This is a genomic window from Yoonia sp. 208BN28-4 (genome assembly GCF_037543925.1).
Classification (GTDB): domain Bacteria; phylum Pseudomonadota; class Alphaproteobacteria; order Rhodobacterales; family Rhodobacteraceae; genus Yoonia.
This window is the reverse complement of the sequence record NZ_JBBIFY010000001.1, coordinates 118,002-133,633: the sequence shown is the minus strand read 5'-3', so window position 1 is coordinate 133,633 and position 15,632 is coordinate 118,002. Positions and strand designations below refer to the sequence as shown.

General features: G+C 59.5%; 18 protein-coding genes. 16 read left to right on the top strand and 2 right to left on the bottom strand.

Translation table 11 applies throughout. The features are described from left to right. Positions 1–77 precede the first annotated feature (77 nt). The 3 genes from V8J84_RS00695 to preA are packed head-to-tail and all read left to right on the top strand — an operon-like array spanning position 78 to position 3,088. Positions 78–1,412, top strand: coding sequence for an NAD(P)-dependent oxidoreductase (locus V8J84_RS00695; RefSeq protein ID WP_339927593.1), 1,335 nt, complete (start codon positions 78–80; stop codon positions 1,410–1,412). Next, the gene (locus V8J84_RS00690; protein ID WP_339927592.1) at positions 1,412–1,771 is read left to right on the top strand and encodes a hypothetical protein; all 360 of its coding nucleotides are present in this window, start codon (positions 1,412–1,414) and stop codon (positions 1,769–1,771) included. Before V8J84_RS00695 ends, V8J84_RS00690 begins: the two co-directional genes overlap by 1 nt. A gap of 12 nt (positions 1,772–1,783) precedes the next feature. Further along, positions 1,784–3,088 (top strand): NAD-dependent dihydropyrimidine dehydrogenase subunit PreA, encoded by a 1,305-nt coding sequence (gene preA, locus V8J84_RS00685; RefSeq protein ID WP_339927591.1) that lies wholly within the window; start codon positions 1,784–1,786, stop codon positions 3,086–3,088. Positions 3,089–3,221: 133 nt separating this feature from the next. On the opposite strand, the gene V8J84_RS00680 is transcribed toward preA, so the two are convergent. Both V8J84_RS00680 and V8J84_RS00675 read right to left on the bottom strand, forming a co-directional pair. After that, positions 3,222–3,890 carry an FAD-binding oxidoreductase gene (locus V8J84_RS00680; RefSeq protein WP_339927590.1) on the bottom strand — a complete coding sequence of 223 codons (669 nt, stop codon included), beginning with the start codon at positions 3,888–3,890 and terminating at the stop codon, positions 3,222–3,224. Between the two features lie 51 nt (positions 3,891–3,941). Next, positions 3,942–4,550, bottom strand: a complete 609-nt coding sequence (locus tag V8J84_RS00675; RefSeq protein WP_339927588.1) for a TetR family transcriptional regulator C-terminal domain-containing protein — start codon at positions 4,548–4,550, stop codon at positions 3,942–3,944. Between the two features lie 184 nt (positions 4,551–4,734). Between V8J84_RS00675 and V8J84_RS00670 the strand changes: the two genes are divergently transcribed. The 13 genes from V8J84_RS00670 (at position 4,735) to V8J84_RS00610 (ending at position 15,622) form a co-directional block, all read left to right on the top strand. Further along, entirely contained in the window at positions 4,735–5,985 is a 1,251-nt protein-coding gene (locus V8J84_RS00670) for a Zn-dependent hydrolase (protein ID WP_339929032.1), read from the top strand. Between the two features lie 68 nt (positions 5,986–6,053). After that, positions 6,054–6,380 (top strand): hypothetical protein, encoded by a 327-nt coding sequence (locus V8J84_RS00665; RefSeq protein WP_339927586.1) that lies wholly within the window; start codon positions 6,054–6,056, stop codon positions 6,378–6,380. Further along, positions 6,377–6,658 (top strand): hypothetical protein, encoded by a 282-nt coding sequence (locus tag V8J84_RS00660; protein WP_339927584.1) that lies wholly within the window; start codon positions 6,377–6,379, stop codon positions 6,656–6,658. The genes V8J84_RS00665 and V8J84_RS00660 overlap by 4 nt, the downstream gene beginning before the upstream one ends. Beyond that, on the top strand, positions 6,658–6,921 hold the full coding sequence (locus V8J84_RS00655) for a hypothetical protein (protein ID WP_339927583.1): 264 nt from the start codon (positions 6,658–6,660) through the stop codon (positions 6,919–6,921). The genes V8J84_RS00660 and V8J84_RS00655 overlap by 1 nt, the downstream gene beginning before the upstream one ends. Positions 6,922–6,936: 15 nt before the next feature. Then, a complete protein-coding gene (gene hydA, locus V8J84_RS00650) occupies positions 6,937–8,391 on the top strand; it encodes a dihydropyrimidinase (RefSeq protein ID WP_339927582.1) in 1,455 nt (484 codons plus the stop codon). A 31-nt stretch (positions 8,392–8,422) separates the two neighbouring features. Then, complete coding sequence (locus tag V8J84_RS00645; RefSeq protein WP_339927580.1) at positions 8,423–8,770, top strand: hypothetical protein; 348 nt, start codon at positions 8,423–8,425, stop codon at positions 8,768–8,770. Next, complete coding sequence (locus tag V8J84_RS00640) at positions 8,761–9,543, top strand: ABC transporter ATP-binding protein (protein ID WP_339927579.1); 783 nt, start codon at positions 8,761–8,763, stop codon at positions 9,541–9,543. Before V8J84_RS00645 ends, V8J84_RS00640 begins: the two co-directional genes overlap by 10 nt. Beyond that, positions 9,536–9,964 (top strand): GNAT family N-acetyltransferase, encoded by a 429-nt coding sequence (locus V8J84_RS00635; RefSeq protein ID WP_339927577.1) that lies wholly within the window; start codon positions 9,536–9,538, stop codon positions 9,962–9,964. The genes V8J84_RS00640 and V8J84_RS00635 overlap by 8 nt, the downstream gene beginning before the upstream one ends. Continuing rightward, complete coding sequence (locus tag V8J84_RS00630) at positions 9,961–10,881, top strand: ABC transporter permease (protein ID WP_339927576.1); 921 nt, start codon at positions 9,961–9,963, stop codon at positions 10,879–10,881. The genes V8J84_RS00635 and V8J84_RS00630 overlap by 4 nt, the downstream gene beginning before the upstream one ends. Continuing rightward, positions 10,878–11,720, top strand: a complete 843-nt coding sequence (locus V8J84_RS00625; RefSeq protein ID WP_339927574.1) for an ABC transporter permease — start codon at positions 10,878–10,880, stop codon at positions 11,718–11,720. Before V8J84_RS00630 ends, V8J84_RS00625 begins: the two co-directional genes overlap by 4 nt. Before the next feature lie 55 nt (positions 11,721–11,775). After that, entirely contained in the window at positions 11,776–12,771 is a 996-nt protein-coding gene (locus tag V8J84_RS00620) for an ABC transporter substrate-binding protein (protein ID WP_339929030.1), read from the top strand. A gap of 158 nt (positions 12,772–12,929) precedes the next feature. Continuing rightward, positions 12,930–14,936: a hydantoinase/oxoprolinase family protein gene (locus V8J84_RS00615; protein WP_339927572.1), complete on the top strand. Its 2,007-nt coding sequence runs from the start codon at positions 12,930–12,932 to the stop codon at positions 14,934–14,936. Between the two features lie 77 nt (positions 14,937–15,013). Beyond that, the gene (locus V8J84_RS00610; protein ID WP_339927570.1) at positions 15,014–15,622 is read left to right on the top strand and encodes a CDP-alcohol phosphatidyltransferase family protein; all 609 of its coding nucleotides are present in this window, start codon (positions 15,014–15,016) and stop codon (positions 15,620–15,622) included. Positions 15,623–15,632: the final 10 nt, after the last annotated feature.

Sequence of the window (15,632 nt, the reverse complement as noted above, 5' to 3'; positions counted from 1 at the left end):
GCTGCCTAAAATTTACCATTTGATAAAAAATAAAACTGTGCAAAGCTGTTCTCAACGCAGAGGGAGACAGCACGCGCATGGCCACGCCACTGACACCAGGGATCACCGCAGGACGCCTTCCGGCTGAGGAAATCGCAGAGAATTTTGACGATCTGCACGCACCGCTTGACGCACACGAGGCGGCAGTGGCGGCAGATCGCTGTTACTTTTGCCACGATGCGCCTTGTGTGACGGCGTGCCCCACATCCATCGATATCCCGCTTTTCATTCGCCAGATCAGCACCGGCACGCCGGAAGCTGCGGCCAAGACAATCTTTGACCAGAACATCCTTGGCGGCATGTGCGCCCGCGTCTGCCCGACCGAAGATTTGTGTGAAGAGGTCTGCGTGCGCGAAGTGGCTGAGGGCAAGCCGGTCGAGATTGGCCGCCTTCAGCGCTATGCCACCGACACGTTGATGGCGAAACAAAGCCACCCCTACGCCCGCGTCGAAAGCACGGGCAAGACGGTTGCGGTTGTCGGCGCTGGGCCAGCGGGTCTGGCCTGTGCGCACCGGCTCGCGATGCTGGGGCATGACGTGACCATGTTCGAGGGCAAGAAAAAGGCCGGCGGGCTGAACGAATTTGGCATCGCGGCCTATAAATCCACCGATGATTTTGCAGCCCGCGAGGTGGATTGGCTGATGCAGATCGGTGGGATTACGCTTGAAACCGGGCAAATGCTGGGTGACGGGCTGGAGCTTGATTTGCTCAGCACAGATTTTGATGCGGTGTTTCTGGGTGTTGGCCTTGGTGGCGTCAACGCCCTGCGCAGTGAGGGTGAAGATAAGGACGGTGTTGATGATGCCGTGTCTTTCATCGCTGAGCTGCGCCAAAGCAGCGACCTGACGTCTCTCCCCGTCGGGCGCAACGTGGTGGTGATCGGCGGCGGCATGACCGCCGTCGACGCTGCTGTGCAATCCAAATTGCTGGGCGCAGATAACGTGACGATCGCCTATCGCCGTGGCCGCGATCGCATGGGGGCAAGCCGCTATGAACAGGATCTGGCCGCGTCAAAGGGCGTGCGCCTGATGTTCAACACGATGCCGGTGGCCGTGCATGGCAATGGGTCCGCGGTTGAGATTGAACTGGAATATACCGCCGAGGTGGACGGCAAGCTGCAAGGCACCGGTGAAAAGGTGCGCATGCCTGCCGATCAGGTATTCAAGGCCATCGGCCAGACGCTGACCACAGATGCGGGGCTTGATCTGGAGGGCGGCAAGATCGCCGTCGATGCCCATGGCCGCACAAGCCGCAAAAAGGTCTGGGCGGGCGGCGATTGTGCGTCCGGCGGGGATGACCTGACCGTGACTGCTGTTGCCGAAGGGCGCGATGCCGCGATGGACATTCATGCAGCACTGACAGGGACCACCTGATGCGTTCGGCCATCATCGCGATGGGCTGCCTTGTGGCGACGCCGATGCTGGCCGAGGGCGAGGCTTTTCTGGGGCTGCGCTGTTCCCCGAACGAGATGATGGTGATTGAAGCCGACAGCGTTGGCTTTAACGAAAGCACCGTGTGCAATTACTTCACACAGCCGTTTTATGGGAACGGCACGATGGAAATGACGCTGAAATGCGCAACGGTGATTGTGACGGACTACGAAACCGATCCGGTGACAACGATCCGCATGGACGAGCGCAAGATTGATCTGCTGCTGAACCGTGTGAACGAGATTGATCTGGACGTTTATATTGATGGCGAGCTGACGGGCCGCTTTGGCGCGTGTGGCTAGGGAGACATACCAATGGCTGATCTGACAACCAATTTTCTGGGCATCAAAAGCCCGAACCCGTTCTGGCTGGCCTCTGCCCCGCCAACGGATAAGGAATATAACGTCCGCCGCGCGTTTGAGGCGGGCTGGGGCGGTGTCGTCTGGAAAACGCTGGGGGCCGAAGGGCCGCCGGTGGTGAACGTGAACGGGCCGCGGTACGGCGCGATTTATGGCAAGGACCGCACACTGCTGGGCCTGAACAACATCGAGCTGATTACGGATCGGCCTTTGGAGGTGAACCTTGAGGAAATGGCGCGGGTAAAGGCCGATTACCCCGATCGCGCGCTGATCGCGTCGATCATGGTGCCCTGTGAGGAGCAGGCGTGGAAAGACATCCTGCCGCGTGTGGAAGAGACAAATGCCGACGGGATCGAACTGAACTTCGGGTGCCCGCACGGCATGTCGGAGCGCGGCATGGGCGCCGCCGTGGGGCAGGTGCCGGAATATATCGAGATGGTGACGCGCTGGTGTAAGCAATATTACAGCCGTCCCGTTATTGTGAAACTGACGCCAAACATTACCGATGTGCGCAAGCCTGCGGCTGCGGCCAAGCGCGGTGGCGCGGATGCGGTAAGTCTGATCAACACCATTAACTCGATCACGTCTGTGAACCTTGACAGCATGTCGCCCGAACCGTCGATCGACGGGAAGGGATCACACGGGGGCTATTGCGGCCCTGCGGTGAAGCCGATTGCCATGTCGATGGTATCCGAGATTGCACGCGACGCAGAAACGCATGGTCTGCCGATTTCGGGCATTGGTGGCATCACCACATGGCGCGATGCGGCAGAGTTCATGGCGCTGGGCTGTGGCAACGTGCAGGTCTGCACGGCGGCGATGACCTATGGCTTCAAAATTGTCGAAGAGATGAAGTCCGGCTTGTCCCAGTGGATGGACGAGAAGGGGCATACGAGCACCGCCGATTTCATCGGGATGGCTGTGCCGAATGTGACGGACTGGCAGTATCTGAACCTGAACTACGTCGCCAAGGCGCAGATTTCGCAGGACGACTGTATCAAATGCGGGCGCTGTTATGCGGCTTGCGAGGACACATCGCATCAGGCGATTGCGATGTCCGACGACCGGACGTTCACTGTGATTGATGAAGAATGCGTGGCCTGTAACCTGTGTGTTGATGTGTGTCCCGTTGAGAACTGCATCACGATGGTGCCAATGGAAGCAGGTCACACCGATCCGCGCACGGGTAAAGTTGTCGAGAAAGAGTATGCCAACTGGACGACCCATCCGAACAATCCCGGAGCGGTTGCTGCTGAATAGGGTTTTGCGCCCTGCGGTGCAGGTCGCCACATCGGGGGGCTAGCCCCCCGAACCCCCCAAAGTATTTTTATCCAAAAGAAGGGATGAGCGCCGCCGGATTGTCCGGCGGCGCTATTTCATTGTGGGCAGAAGCTTACCAGCCGTCTTCTGTGATGATCTTGTCGTCGTCCACGCCCATATCCTTGAGCGCGTCGCGGACCTGGTCGACCATGCCGCCGGGGCCGCAGATATAGAACGGCTGGTCGGTATTGGTGACGACATCCTTGAGAAGGTCCGCATCGATCTGCCCTTTGCGGTGGGCTGTGTCATCCTGATCGCTGATGACGTAGGTTGTGGTCAGACCTTCCATGGTATCCCACATCGGCTTCATGATGATATCCGCGTCTTTTTCATTCGCAAAAATGAGATGCGAGCCGGATTTGCCGTCCCGCATCTGTTTTTTCAAAATGGCGATGAAGGGTGTGATGCCCGCGCCGCCCGCGATGAACGTGCCTGTGCCATGATCGGTGATTGCGCCGAATGGACCGTCAAGGAACATCTGGTCGCCGATTTTCATGTTCGGGATCTTTTCGGTTACCCCGTCATGATCGGGATAGCTTTTAATCACAAATTCCAGCGTCGGATCTGACGGCAGGCTTGTCATGGTGAAGGGGCGGTCTTCGTCGCGCCAGCCTTTCTCATCAAGCGACAGGCCCGCAGCCTGACCGGGCTTGAAGTCAAAACCATCGGGTTTGGCAAACACCAGATGGTAGGTGTCGTGGGTGACGGGGTCGATGCTTTGCAGTGTGAGCTTGGTCGCCATGTGTGAATTCTCCTTTGGCGGAAGAACGCGGGCGGGGCGGCAAGAGTTCCGCTAGGGCCCGGGTGTCAGCATGCGGCGGAATGTCGTGTCAATGTGGGCCGCGGCATCGTCAAACGGGTCAGCCGTGCCAAGAATCGCTCGCACCTGCACGTCAAAATCGGCATAGTGCTGGGTCAGGGACCAGATCGAGAAGATCAGGTGCACAGGATCAACGGGGCGGAGTTTGCCTGCCTTGATCCAGCGGGCGATGACGGCGGATTTGTCGGTCACAAGATCGCGCAATTCACCCGCCAGCACGTCTTTGATGTGCGGCGCGCCCTGGATGATCTCGTTGGCGAACAGGCGGCTTTCGCGGGGGTAGTCGCGGCTCATGACCAGTTTGCGCTGGGCATAGGCCAGCAATTCCTCGACCGGATCACCGGCATCGTCCATCGCATGCAGCGGTTCCAGCCAGTTTTCCAGCAGGCGGGCCAGAAGGGCGGTATAGATCGCGTCTTTGGACGGGAAGTAATAAAGCAAGTTGGGCTTGGACAGGCCTGCGGCCTCTGCCACCTGATCCAGTGTGGCGCCGCGAAAGCCGTATTTCGAAAACACCTCAAGCCCCGCATCCATAATCGCGGTCTGGTTCTTTTGCTGAATACGCGTGGCGGGTTTGGCCATAACTTTGGGTCTGCTCAAATTTCGTGCGGTCATGTGAACCGCGGGTCAGGGTCGCCTTTTCTTTGATCAAAAGCCAGAAGCTTTGGCGAAAAACTTGACTGGTGTAGTGCCTCTGTTAGCCTCTGTTTGACCAGATGGTCAAAATCGGATGGCATATCCGATGACCACCGACAAGGAGAACCTGATGCCAGCACCCGGTGAGAACCTCAAGATCAACGGTAGCCGTTTGTGGGACAGCCTGATGGAGATGGCCAAGATCGGCCCCGGTGTGGCGGGCGGCAACAACCGCCAGACGGTCACCGACGAAGACAGCGAAGGGCGGCACCTGTTCCAAAGCTGGTGCGAGGCGGCGGGCTGCACGATGGGGCTGGACACCATGGGCAATATGTTCGCACGGCGCGAGGGCATGGACCCTGATGCGCTGCCGGTTTACGTGGGCTCGCATCTGGATACGCAGCCCACGGGTGGCAAGTATGATGGCGTGCTGGGTGTGTTGGGCGGTCTGGAAATCATCCGCACCATGAATGATCTGGATATCAAGACAAAACACCCGATTGTGGTCACCAACTGGACCAACGAAGAGGGCACGCGCTTTGCTCCCGCCATGCTGGCCTCCGGCGTATTTGCTGGCATGCACACCGAGGATTGGGCCTACGGATTGAAGGACGCGCAGGGCAAGACCTTTGGCGATGAACTCAAGCGGATTGGCTGGCGTGGCGACGAGCCTGTGGGCGAGCGTAAGATGCATGCCTTCTTTGAGCTGCATATTGAACAAGGCCCGATTTTGGAGGCCGAGGGCAAGGACATTGGCGTGGTCACACACGGGCAGGGCCTGTCGTGGACGCAAGTCACGATCACCGGCAAGGATGCGCATACCGGTTCGACTCCGATGCCGATGCGCAAGAACGCCGGGCTGGCCATGGCGCGCGTTCTGGAAAAGGTCGAAGAGATCGCGCTTTTCCATGCACCCCACGCTGTGGGTGCCGCGGGTCATATTGATGTCTATCCCAATTCGCGCAACGTGATCCCGGGCAAGGCAGTCTTTACCGTTGATTTCCGTTCTCCCGAGCTGAGCGTGATCGAGGATATGGAGGCGCGGCTGCGGACCGACGCGCAGGCGATTGTAGATGATATGGGCCTAACGATTGAATTTGAGAAGGTGGGCGGATTCGACCCCGTTGCATTTGACGAAAACTGCGTAACGGCCGTGCGCAACGCGGCTGATCGGCTGGGATATAGCCACATGAACCTGATTTCCGGCGCGGGACACGATGCCTGCTGGATCAATCGGATGTATCCAACCGCAATGGTGATGTGTCCTTGTGTGGACGGGTTGTCGCACAACGAAGCCGAGGAAATCAGCGAGGCTTGGGCCACAGCAGGGGCCGATGTCTTGTTCCACGCGGTTGTTGAAACCGCAGAGATTGTCGCTTGAGGCTGGTCAGCGCGCACGCAAATGTGGCACCACTGTTGCAAATACAATGAATGCTAAGTGAGATTACGATGAAACGTCTGCTGCCTATCCTTTTGCTGCCAGTGCTGGCTGCCTGTGCTGTTCCTGCTCCGGTCCAACTTGACGAAAACGGTCAGGTCATTCCGCCGCCGCCGCCACCTTTGCCGCCACAGGTGCAGGCCGCGATGGAGCCGGGTATCCCGCGCGCATTTGTATTCGAATTGGGCAATGGATGCTGGGCTGTCGGGATCGAAGCCAGCGAGCCGCGTCAGGGTCGTGCGCTGCGTGATGCCAATGGCAACTGGGTTTGTAATGATGGCGTTGTGGCACCCGATGCGGTTGCAGCCGCGCCCGAACCTGTCGAGCCGCCTGCATGATCCGCGCGGGGCTGATCATCGGCTGTCTCGCGGTTATGGCGGGATGCAGCGGCCCAACGCTCGGGCCGCCTGACCTGACAGGAGATTTTCCGACGGTGACCGTGGTAGTGCCCAATTCATCCGATGGTGATGCCGTGCCGCTTGCAGTGATCCAGAACCTGCCAGCGGGTGTATCCGCGACAAGTGTCGTGGAAACCGATGGTTGTTTTTCCTATGGCGCGGGCGACGGGCTTGTTCCGGTGAACAATCCTGACGGTATCCAGATCTGTCGGGCGTAATGGCAGTGCAGGCAGGACATCGGTATCGCACGTTGCTTTGCCTGCCACTTGTCTGTGTCGTTGCCTTGTCCGGCTGCCAGCGCCCTCTGCCAGAGCCCGTGCCGGTCAGTCTGCTACCTCTGACGGTTGAGCAGGCCTTGCCAGCGGGTGTTCCCGCTGCCGCAGTTTATGAGCGAGGCGGGTGCTATTTCTACCGCAGCCCCGACCGCTTTGTGCAGATCGAAACCGTTGCAGCGCCCGACGCGCCACAGCCAAATTGCTAATTCAAGGAGTCCACCATGAGCACAGTTATCAAGAACGGCACGATTGTTACCGCTGATCTGACATACAAAGCCGATGTGCTGATTGATGGGGGCAAGATTATCGAGATCGGGCAGGGGCTGTCGGGTGGCGAGGAGCTTGATGCAACGGGCTGCTATGTGATGCCCGGCGGGATTGACCCGCACACCCACCTTGAGATGCCTTTCATGGGGACATACTCCACCGATGATTTCGAAAGCGGCACGCGTGCGGCGCTTTCTGGTGGCACGACGATGGTTGTGGATTTTGCGCTGCCAGCACCGGGGCAGGGCCTGCATGACGCATTGAAGATGTGGGACAACAAATCGGGCCGCGCGTCTTGTGACTATTCCTTCCACATGGCGGTGACGTGGTGGGGCGAGCAGGTCTTTAACGAGATGGAAAGCGTGATCAAGGATCGCGGGATCAATACGTTCAAGCACTTCATGGCCTACAAAGGCGCGTTGATGGTGCAGGACGACGAGATGTTCGCGTCCTTCCAGCGCTTGGCCGAATTGGGTGGCATCGCGATGGTCCACGCCGAGAATGGCGATGTGGTTGCTGACCTGTCCGCGAAACTTCTGGCCGAGGGCAACACGGGACCAGAGGCGCACGCCTATTCCCGTCCGCCACAGGTGGAGGGGGAGGCGACAAACCGTGCCATCATGATTGCCGATATGGCAGGAGTGCCGCTGTATGTCGTGCACACCTCTTGCGAGGAAAGCCACGAGGCGATCCGTCGTGCGAAACAGCAGGGCAAGCGCGTGTGGGGTGAGCCATTGATCCAGCACCTGACGCTGGACGAGTCTGAATACTTCAACCAAGATTGGGACCACGCCGCGCGGCGCGTCATGTCACCACCGTTCCGCAACAAGCAGCATCAGGATAGCCTCTGGGCCGGTCTGCAAAGCGGGTCGCTGTCGGTTGTGGCGACGGATCACTGCGCGTTCACCACCGATCAGAAACGCTATGGCGTGGGCGATTTTACGAAGATCCCGAATGGCACTGGCGGGCTTGAGGACCGGATGCCGATGCTCTGGACTTATGGCGTGCGGACGGGCCGCCTGACGCCAAATGAATTTGTCGCCGTCACCTCGACGAACATTGCGAAAATCCTGAATTGCTACCCGCGCAAGGGCGCTGTGCTGGTGGGCGCCGACGCTGATCTGGTGGTCTGGGACCCCGAAAAGAGCAAAACAATCACCGCCAAGGCGCAGCAATCCGCCATCGACTATAATGTGTTCGAGGGCAAAGAGGTCACGGGCCTGCCGCGTTTCACCCTGACCCGCGGCCATGTCGCCGTGCATGATGGCGAGATGCGCGAGAAGTCCGGCCACGGCCAGTTTGTGAAGCGTGAAGGCAACGGCACCGTCAACAAGGCGCTGTCTTCGTGGAAAGAACTGACTAATCCGCGACCTGTTGAACGGACAGGTATTCCCGCGTCCGGTGTTTAGCGAACAAATTACAATTAACGGAAGAGTATTTATGTGGAAATTTGCTGCCCTTGCGCTTTTCTTGCCAAATGTCGTCACAGCTCAAGACGTTTTCGGAACGATGGCCGGTTGCGCGCGTGCGGCGGGCATGTCGGATCGGTCAGACGGGGCGATCACGTGGTTCGTCGGTGACCGGATCGACTTTCACGAAAGCTCTTGCGCGATCTCCGGCAGCACGCCTGTCGGGTCGGGCGCGACCGTTGTGACGGTGCAGTGCACCGGTGAGGGCGAGACGTGGGAGAACTATTACATGATCGAGACCACATCGGACGCGGACCGATTTGTGATCTACCCCGAAGAATTCCCTGATCTGAGAAGCGAGTTGAATAAGTGCTTCTGACACCAGTCATTACGGCCAAAAACCTTGATCTGACGTTCCAGACCAACGACGGGCCTGTGCACGCGCTTAAGGACGTGTCGCTTGATATCAACAAGGGCGATTTTGTCAGTTTTATTGGGCCGTCCGGCTGCGGTAAAACCACATTTTTGCGGTGCATCGCAGGTCTGGAAGACCCCACAGGCGGCGAGATTTCCGTCAACGGGATGACGCCTGAGGAAGCGCGGAAGGCGCGGGCCTATGGCTACGTGTTTCAGGCGGCAGGCTTGTATCCGTGGCGCACGATTGGCGGGAATATCCGGCTACCGCTAGAAATTATGGGGTTTTCAAACGCGGATCAGAAACAACGGGTCGAGCGGGTGCTTGAACTGGTCGATCTGGCGGGATTTGAAAAGAAATTTCCGTGGCAACTGTCCGGCGGGATGCAGCAACGGGCGTCGATTGCCCGCGCTTTGGCGTTTGACGCCGATATCTTGCTGATGGACGAACCGTTCGGTGCGCTGGACGAGATTGTGCGCGATCACCTGAACGAACAGTTGCTGCAGCTTTGGGCGCGGACGGACAAGACGATTGGCTTTGTGACTCACTCCATCCCCGAGGCGGTGTATCTGTCCACCAAGATCGTGGTGATGTCGCCGCGTCCGGGGCGCATTTCGGATGTGATCGACAGTCCGCTTCCGAAAGAGCGGCCTTTGGATATCCGTGACAGCAAAGAATTTATCGAGATCGCGCACCGTGTCCGCGACGGCCTGAGGGCTGGGCATATTGATGAGTGACCCAGCCATCAGACGGGCCACGGCTGACGACGCGCCAGCCTGCGCGGACATTCTGAACGGCTGGATCGACTCGACCGACTGGATGCCGCGCATGATCGAAGCCGACGCGCTGGAGCCGTTGTTGCGCAAAGGTCTGCCCATGCGAGAGGCCTATGTGATCGGTGATCCGGTCGCGGGGTATCTGTCAGTGGAAGCTGAGAATGCCCACATTTGGGGTTTCTACGTGGGACCCAAAGGGCAGGGTTTTGGCCGTGCGCTGCTGGATCATGTGAAGGACGGGCGCGATTATTTGCGGCTGAACTCCCATGCGGCGAACACGCAGGCGCACGCGTTTTACAAGCGTGAGGGCTTTGTCCAAGCGGGTGCGCCGTGGCTGGGTGATGACGGAATTGACGAAATCAGGATGGAGTGGCGGCGATGAAGTCGATCCTGCCAGTTCTGACCGTCGTAGGTGCCATCCTGCTGTTCTGGATTGTGGCCGTGATCCCGATGAACATCCATCTGGCGGCTGACATGGCGCAGCGTCAGGATATGCTGGTAACGCCGGACACACCTGCTGCACGGCAAGATGTGGGGAGTATCTCGCTCGCGTTGCAGAACCCGAATGTGATCCCGATGACCTACAGTCTGGATCGTCCGCGTCTGCCATCCCCCGATCAGATCGCTGTCGAGCTTTACGACACGGTGATCGACAAAAAGATCACGTCGAAACGCAGCCTTGTCTATCACGGCTGGGTCACGCTTTCTGCCACGCTGCTTGGCTTTGCGATTGGCACAACGCTTGGCGTTGCGCTGGCTGTTGGCATCGTGTTTTCGCGCACGATGGATAAATCGGTGATGCCGTGGGCGATTGTCAGTCAGACGATCCCTATCCTTGCGCTTGCCCCGATGGTGATCGTGATGCTGGGCGCGCTTGGGTTTCAGGGCTTGCTGCCCAAGGCGATGATCTCGGCCTATTTGTCGTTCTTTCCTGTTGTGGTCGGCATGGTCAAAGGGCTGCGCAGCCCTGATGCGATGCAGCTTGATTTGCTGCGCACCTACAACGCCAGCAACGCGCAGGGCTTCTGGAAGCTGCGTTTGCCCGCCTCGGTGCCGTATCTGTTCGCCTCGCTGAAAATCGGGATTTCCGCGTCGCTGGTCGGTGCCATCGTCGGCGAATTGCCGACGGGCGCGCAAGCAGGCTTTGGTGCGCGGATGCTGGTGGGCGATCAATACGGGCAACCGCTGGTCACGTGGGCCGCACTCTTTGCGGCGGCAATCACGGCGGCGGTGCTGGTCGGGTTCTTTAGCATGCTGGAGCGGATCACGCTGCGGCGGATGGGGACGCAGGCGGTATGATATATCTGATTGCAGCACTGGTGATCTGGGCCGTTGGCTGGCTGATGAATATGTGGCTCGCGCAATCGGCGCAGTCCGACACGCGTGTGGTCAGCCTTATCATCCCCGCGATCTTTGGCGTGACACTTCTCCTGATGTGGGAGGTGCTGGTGCGCGGGTTCGAGGTCAGCGCCGTGATCCTGCCGCCGCCGTCGATGATCTGGGAGCGGATGATCAACGAAGGCCCGCGCCTATGGGCCGACTTTGAACAAACGATCATCAAGGGTGCGATGACAGGATATGTCATCGGCGCGCTTGCCGCCTTTGGCGTGGCGCTGCTGGCGGATCGTTCGGAATTTCTGTCGCGTGGCATCCTTCCCGTCGGCGGGTTCATGGCAGCCCTGCCTATCGTCGGCACCGCGCCGATTTTTGTGAAATGGTTGGGCAGCGATTGGGAAAGCAAGGCGGCGGTGGTCGGCGTGATGGTGTTTTTCCCGATCCTTGTAAACACCGTCGCGGGGCTGAAAGACACGAGCGCCATGCAACGCGACCTGATGCGGACCTACGGCGCGGGCTATTGGCCGACACTGCTGAAACTGCGCCTGCCTGCCGCGATGCCGTTCATCTTTAACGGCCTCAAGATTGCAACCACTTTGGCGCTGATCGGGGCGATTGTTGCTGAATTTTTCGGCTCTCCCACGGTTGGCATGGGCTTTCGGATATCGACAAGCGTGGGACAGCTTGCGCTTGATATGGTCTGGGCCGAGATTGTGGTAGCAGCCATCGCCGGTTCGGCGTTTTATGGATTGATGGCACTGATCGAGAAACGGGTGACCTTCTGGCACCCGTCACAACGATAATTCAAAGCGGCGCAAGACCGCGAAAAAAGCAACTGACTTGGAGGTCAAAACGATGATGAAGAAAATCGCACTTGCCGCTGCTTTTGCAGCCGGACTGGGTGGCACGGCGGCGCAGGCCGACGGTCACGCCAATGATGTGACACTGCAATTGCAGTGGGTCACGCAGGCGCAGTTTGCGGGCTACTATGTGGCGCTGGATCAGGGTTTTTACGAAGAAGAAGGTCTGAACGTGACCATCCTGCCCGGCGGTCCTGATATCGCGCCGCCACAGGTGCTGGCCGGTGGTGGCGCTGACGTGATGCTGAACTGGATGCCGTCCGCGCTGGCCGCCCGCGAAAAGGGTTTGCCTGTTGTGAACATCGCGCAGCCGTTCAAGACATCCGGGCTGATGCTGACCTGCTGGAAAGACACCGGTATCGAGACTGTGCAGGACTTCCGTGGTAAGACCATCGGTGTCTGGTTCTTTGGTAACGAGTATCCGTTCCTGTCATGGATGAGTCAGGAAGGTATCCCGACCGATGGTGGTGAGGATGGCGTAACGGTCCTCAAGCAGGGCTTCAACGTTGATCCGCTGTTGCAGCGCGAGGCCGATTGTATCTCGACCATGACGTATAACGAATACGGTCAGGTGCTGGACGCAGGTGTCAGCCCCGATGAGCTGGTAACATTCATGTACGAAGACCAAGGCGTTGCGACGTTGGAAGACGGTATTTATGCGCTTGAGGAAAACCTTGAGGATCCGGTGTTCGTCGACAAGATGGTGCGTTTCGTGCGCGCGTCGATGAAGGGCTGGAAGTGGGCCGAGGAAAACCCCGAAGAGGCCGCTGGCATCGTGCTGGATAATGACGGCACAGGTGCACAGACCGAAGCCGCACAGGTCCGTATGATGGGCGAGATTGCCAAGCTGACAGCGGGGTCCGACGGATCGCTGGACGAGGCAGATTATCAGCGCACGGTTGATACGCTGCTCGCCGGCGGCTCTGATCCGGTGATCTCGGAAGCACCCGAGGGCGCATGGACAAGTGTCATCACGGATGCCGCGCTGAACTAAGGCTGACTGATTTGAGATGAGGGCGCCTCGCGGCAACGCGGGGCGCTTTTTGCGTGTGCGGGATGAGTTGTTTTGGCCAAATGAAGACGATGTGTCGGTTTTGGGCTGGCAGTGTTGGAGATCGCGCATTTAGGTGAGGCCGAACAGCGGAGCAGCCGATGGCATTTCTTTTGGGCGTTGATACGGGCGGCACCTATACCGACGCGGTGGTGCTGGACGAGGTAGCTGATACCGTCGTGGCGAGCGCCAAGGCGCTAACATCGCGGCCCGATCTGGCGATCGGTGTGGGTGCTGCGATGGATGCAGCGCTCGTGCAATCCGGCGTGTCGGCCAGTGATATTGCGATGGTATCGCTTTCAACAACGCTGGCGACCAATGCGCTCGTCGAAGGGCAGGGCGGGAAGATCGCATTGGTGTTTATCGGGTTTGATGCGGCCGAACTGGGCCGCGCCGGGTTGGAAGACGCGCTGCGCGGAGATCCGGTGATCCGGCTGGCGGGCGGGCATGGTCATAGCGGTGGGGAAGTGGCTCCGCTTGATCTGAACGCGTTGCGCAAGGCGGTGTCCGCTCTGGACGGGGGCATCACGGGTTTTGCTGTTGCAGCGAGTTTTGCCACACGCAATCCGGCGCACGAGATCGCGGCGCGTGACCTGATCCGCGAGTTGACCGGGAAGCCTGTGACCTGCTCGCACGAGTTGTCCTCTGCATTAGGCGGGCCAAAGCGGGCGCTGACGGCGGTGCTGAATGCGCGCCTGATTGGGATGATCGACGGGCTGATCGGTGCTTGCGAGGGCCATTTGCAACGGCTTGGTATTGACGCGCGCCTGATGGTCGTACGCGGTGACGGGGCGCTGGTGTCGGCAACAATGGCCCGCGAGAAACCGATTGAAACGATCCTGAGCGGACCAGCCGCATCTATTGCAGGGGCGCAATGGTTGACAGGCGAGACCGACGCGCTGGTCAGCGATATCGGCGGGACCACAACCGATGTGTGTTTGTTGCAAGACGGACGGCCCAAGATTGATCCGGCGGGCGCGCGGGTCGGACCCTATCGCACCATGGTCGAGGCTGTGGCGATGCGCACCACCGGTCTTGGCGGGGATAGTGAGGTGCGCGTTGTTGATGGGCTGGACGGCGGTCTGCGTCTGGGGCCGCGGCGTTTGATGCCTGTCTCGCTGTTGGCGCACGATTTTCCGGACCTCGTGCATGGCGTGCTGGATCGCGCGCTGGCCGTGGACGTGCCGCCCGCAGATGGGGGGCAATTTGTTGTGCCACTGTGGGACGCGCTTCCGGACGGATTGGATGCCCGCGAGAACACTGTTGCCCAGCGCCTTTTGGACGGGCCGCGGCGGTTGGGCGATGCTGTGACAACACGCATGGAAAATCCTGCGCTGGAACGGCTCGTCACGCGCGGCATGGTGATGCGCGTCGGCGTGACACCATCGGATGCCGCCCATGTTTTGGGCCGCGTGGATGCGTGGGATGCGCAGGCCGCGACAAAGGCGTTGACCCTATTTGCGCGGCGTCGGACGGGCGGTGGTGACAGGCTTGCATTGTCGGCTGAGGCCTTGTCGAAGATGATCGTGTATCAGCTGACAGCGCAAACGGTGGATTGCTTGCTGGAGGCCGCGTTTGACGAAGACCCCCGCGCGTGGGGGGTGTCGCCAGATGTGCTGGCGCGGCATCCGCTGACGAAAGCGGGATTGGACCGGCATCAGGGCATCGTCCGCACACATTTGTCACTTGGCGTGCCGGTGATCGGGCTGGGGGCCTCTGCGCCGTCCTATTACGGTGCCGTGGGAGAGCGGCTGAACACCCCGACAATTCTGCCGGAGCACGCGGGCGTGGCGAATGCGATCGGGGCAGTCGTGGGGCAGGTTGCGATGCAGGCCAGTGGCACGGTGACAAGCCCCAGCGCGGGCCGTTTCATCGTGCATCTTGCTGACGGGACCGAGCAATTTACCGATGTCCAATCGGCGCTGACCAGACTGGAAGAAGCGTTGACGGCGCAGGCCAGCAAGCAGGCGCGTGATGCAGGGGTCGAGGAAATCCGTCTGACGACCGACCGCGATGTGAAGGAAGCGATGATCGAAAACCAGCCGATGTTTATCGAGGCAACCTTGCGTGTCACAGCGCAGGGGCGGCCACGGATTGCGATGGGCTGAAGGTCACAAAAGCGTTTGGCGGATTGTCACACTTTGCGTGATCGGTCACATAGCCAAAACGCAAAAGGACGCCACAGATGTTTGACAGCCAGTTCCGCACGCTGATCGACCCGCCGCTGAACCGTCTTGGGCAGTCGCTTGCAGGGCGTGGGTTTACCGCCGATGGGGTGACGCTGATCGGGCTTGGGCTGGGGTTGCTTGCGGCACTTTGCATTGCGTTTGGCTGGACCGTTCTTGCCTTGCTGCCGCTCGCAGCAAGTCGCATTGCCGACGGCTTGGACGGCGCGGTGGCACGGGCCACGCGCAAGACGGACTTTGGCGGATACCTCGATATATCGGCAGATTTCCTGTTCTACGGCGCGATCCCGATGGCGTTTGTCTGGCTTGATCCGGCGCTAAATGGGGCAGCGGGCGCGTGGCTGCTATGCGCGTTCTACTTCAACGGCAGCACGTTTCTGGGCTACGCGATCCTTGCCGAAAAGAAAAAGATGCAGACGAGCGCGCAGGGCGTGAAATCGCTCTACTATTCCAACGGCATCCTTGAAGGTGCGGAAACCATCGCGTTTTTCGTCGCGATTTGCCTGTTCTCACAATATTTTGCGCCGCTGGCATGGGTCTTTGGTGCTTTGTGCTTTGCGACAGGGGCTTTGCGCCTTTATGCAGCACGACAGACGTTTACCGACTGAAGGAAGAAAC

Excerpts from the sequence above, each read along its gene's own strand:
- V8J84_RS00695 (WP_339927593.1), top strand. The coding sequence starts at position 78 with ATGGCCACGCCACTGACACCAGGGATCACCGCAGGACGCCTTCCGGCT.
- V8J84_RS00690 (WP_339927592.1), top strand. The coding sequence starts at position 1,412 with ATGCGTTCGGCCATCATCGCGATGGGCTGCCTTGTGGCGACGCCGATG.
- preA (WP_339927591.1), top strand. The coding sequence starts at position 1,784 with ATGGCTGATCTGACAACCAATTTTCTGGGCATCAAAAGCCCGAACCCG.
- V8J84_RS00680 (WP_339927590.1), bottom strand. The coding sequence starts at position 3,890 with ATGGCGACCAAGCTCACACTGCAAAGCATCGACCCCGTCACCCACGAC.
- V8J84_RS00675 (WP_339927588.1), bottom strand. The coding sequence starts at position 4,550 with ATGGCCAAACCCGCCACGCGTATTCAGCAAAAGAACCAGACCGCGATT.
- V8J84_RS00670 (WP_339929032.1), top strand. The coding sequence starts at position 4,735 with ATGCCAGCACCCGGTGAGAACCTCAAGATCAACGGTAGCCGTTTGTGG.
- V8J84_RS00665 (WP_339927586.1), top strand. The coding sequence starts at position 6,054 with ATGAAACGTCTGCTGCCTATCCTTTTGCTGCCAGTGCTGGCTGCCTGT.
- V8J84_RS00660 (WP_339927584.1), top strand. The coding sequence starts at position 6,377 with ATGATCCGCGCGGGGCTGATCATCGGCTGTCTCGCGGTTATGGCGGGA.
- V8J84_RS00655 (WP_339927583.1), top strand. The coding sequence starts at position 6,658 with ATGGCAGTGCAGGCAGGACATCGGTATCGCACGTTGCTTTGCCTGCCA.
- hydA (WP_339927582.1), top strand. The coding sequence starts at position 6,937 with ATGAGCACAGTTATCAAGAACGGCACGATTGTTACCGCTGATCTGACA.
- V8J84_RS00645 (WP_339927580.1), top strand. The coding sequence starts at position 8,423 with ATGTGGAAATTTGCTGCCCTTGCGCTTTTCTTGCCAAATGTCGTCACA.
- V8J84_RS00635 (WP_339927577.1), top strand. The coding sequence starts at position 9,536 with ATGAGTGACCCAGCCATCAGACGGGCCACGGCTGACGACGCGCCAGCC.
- V8J84_RS00630 (WP_339927576.1), top strand. The coding sequence starts at position 9,961 with ATGAAGTCGATCCTGCCAGTTCTGACCGTCGTAGGTGCCATCCTGCTG.
- V8J84_RS00625 (WP_339927574.1), top strand. The coding sequence starts at position 10,878 with ATGATATATCTGATTGCAGCACTGGTGATCTGGGCCGTTGGCTGGCTG.
- V8J84_RS00620 (WP_339929030.1), top strand. The coding sequence starts at position 11,776 with ATGAAGAAAATCGCACTTGCCGCTGCTTTTGCAGCCGGACTGGGTGGC.
- V8J84_RS00615 (WP_339927572.1), top strand. The coding sequence starts at position 12,930 with ATGGCATTTCTTTTGGGCGTTGATACGGGCGGCACCTATACCGACGCG.
- V8J84_RS00610 (WP_339927570.1), top strand. The coding sequence starts at position 15,014 with ATGTTTGACAGCCAGTTCCGCACGCTGATCGACCCGCCGCTGAACCGT.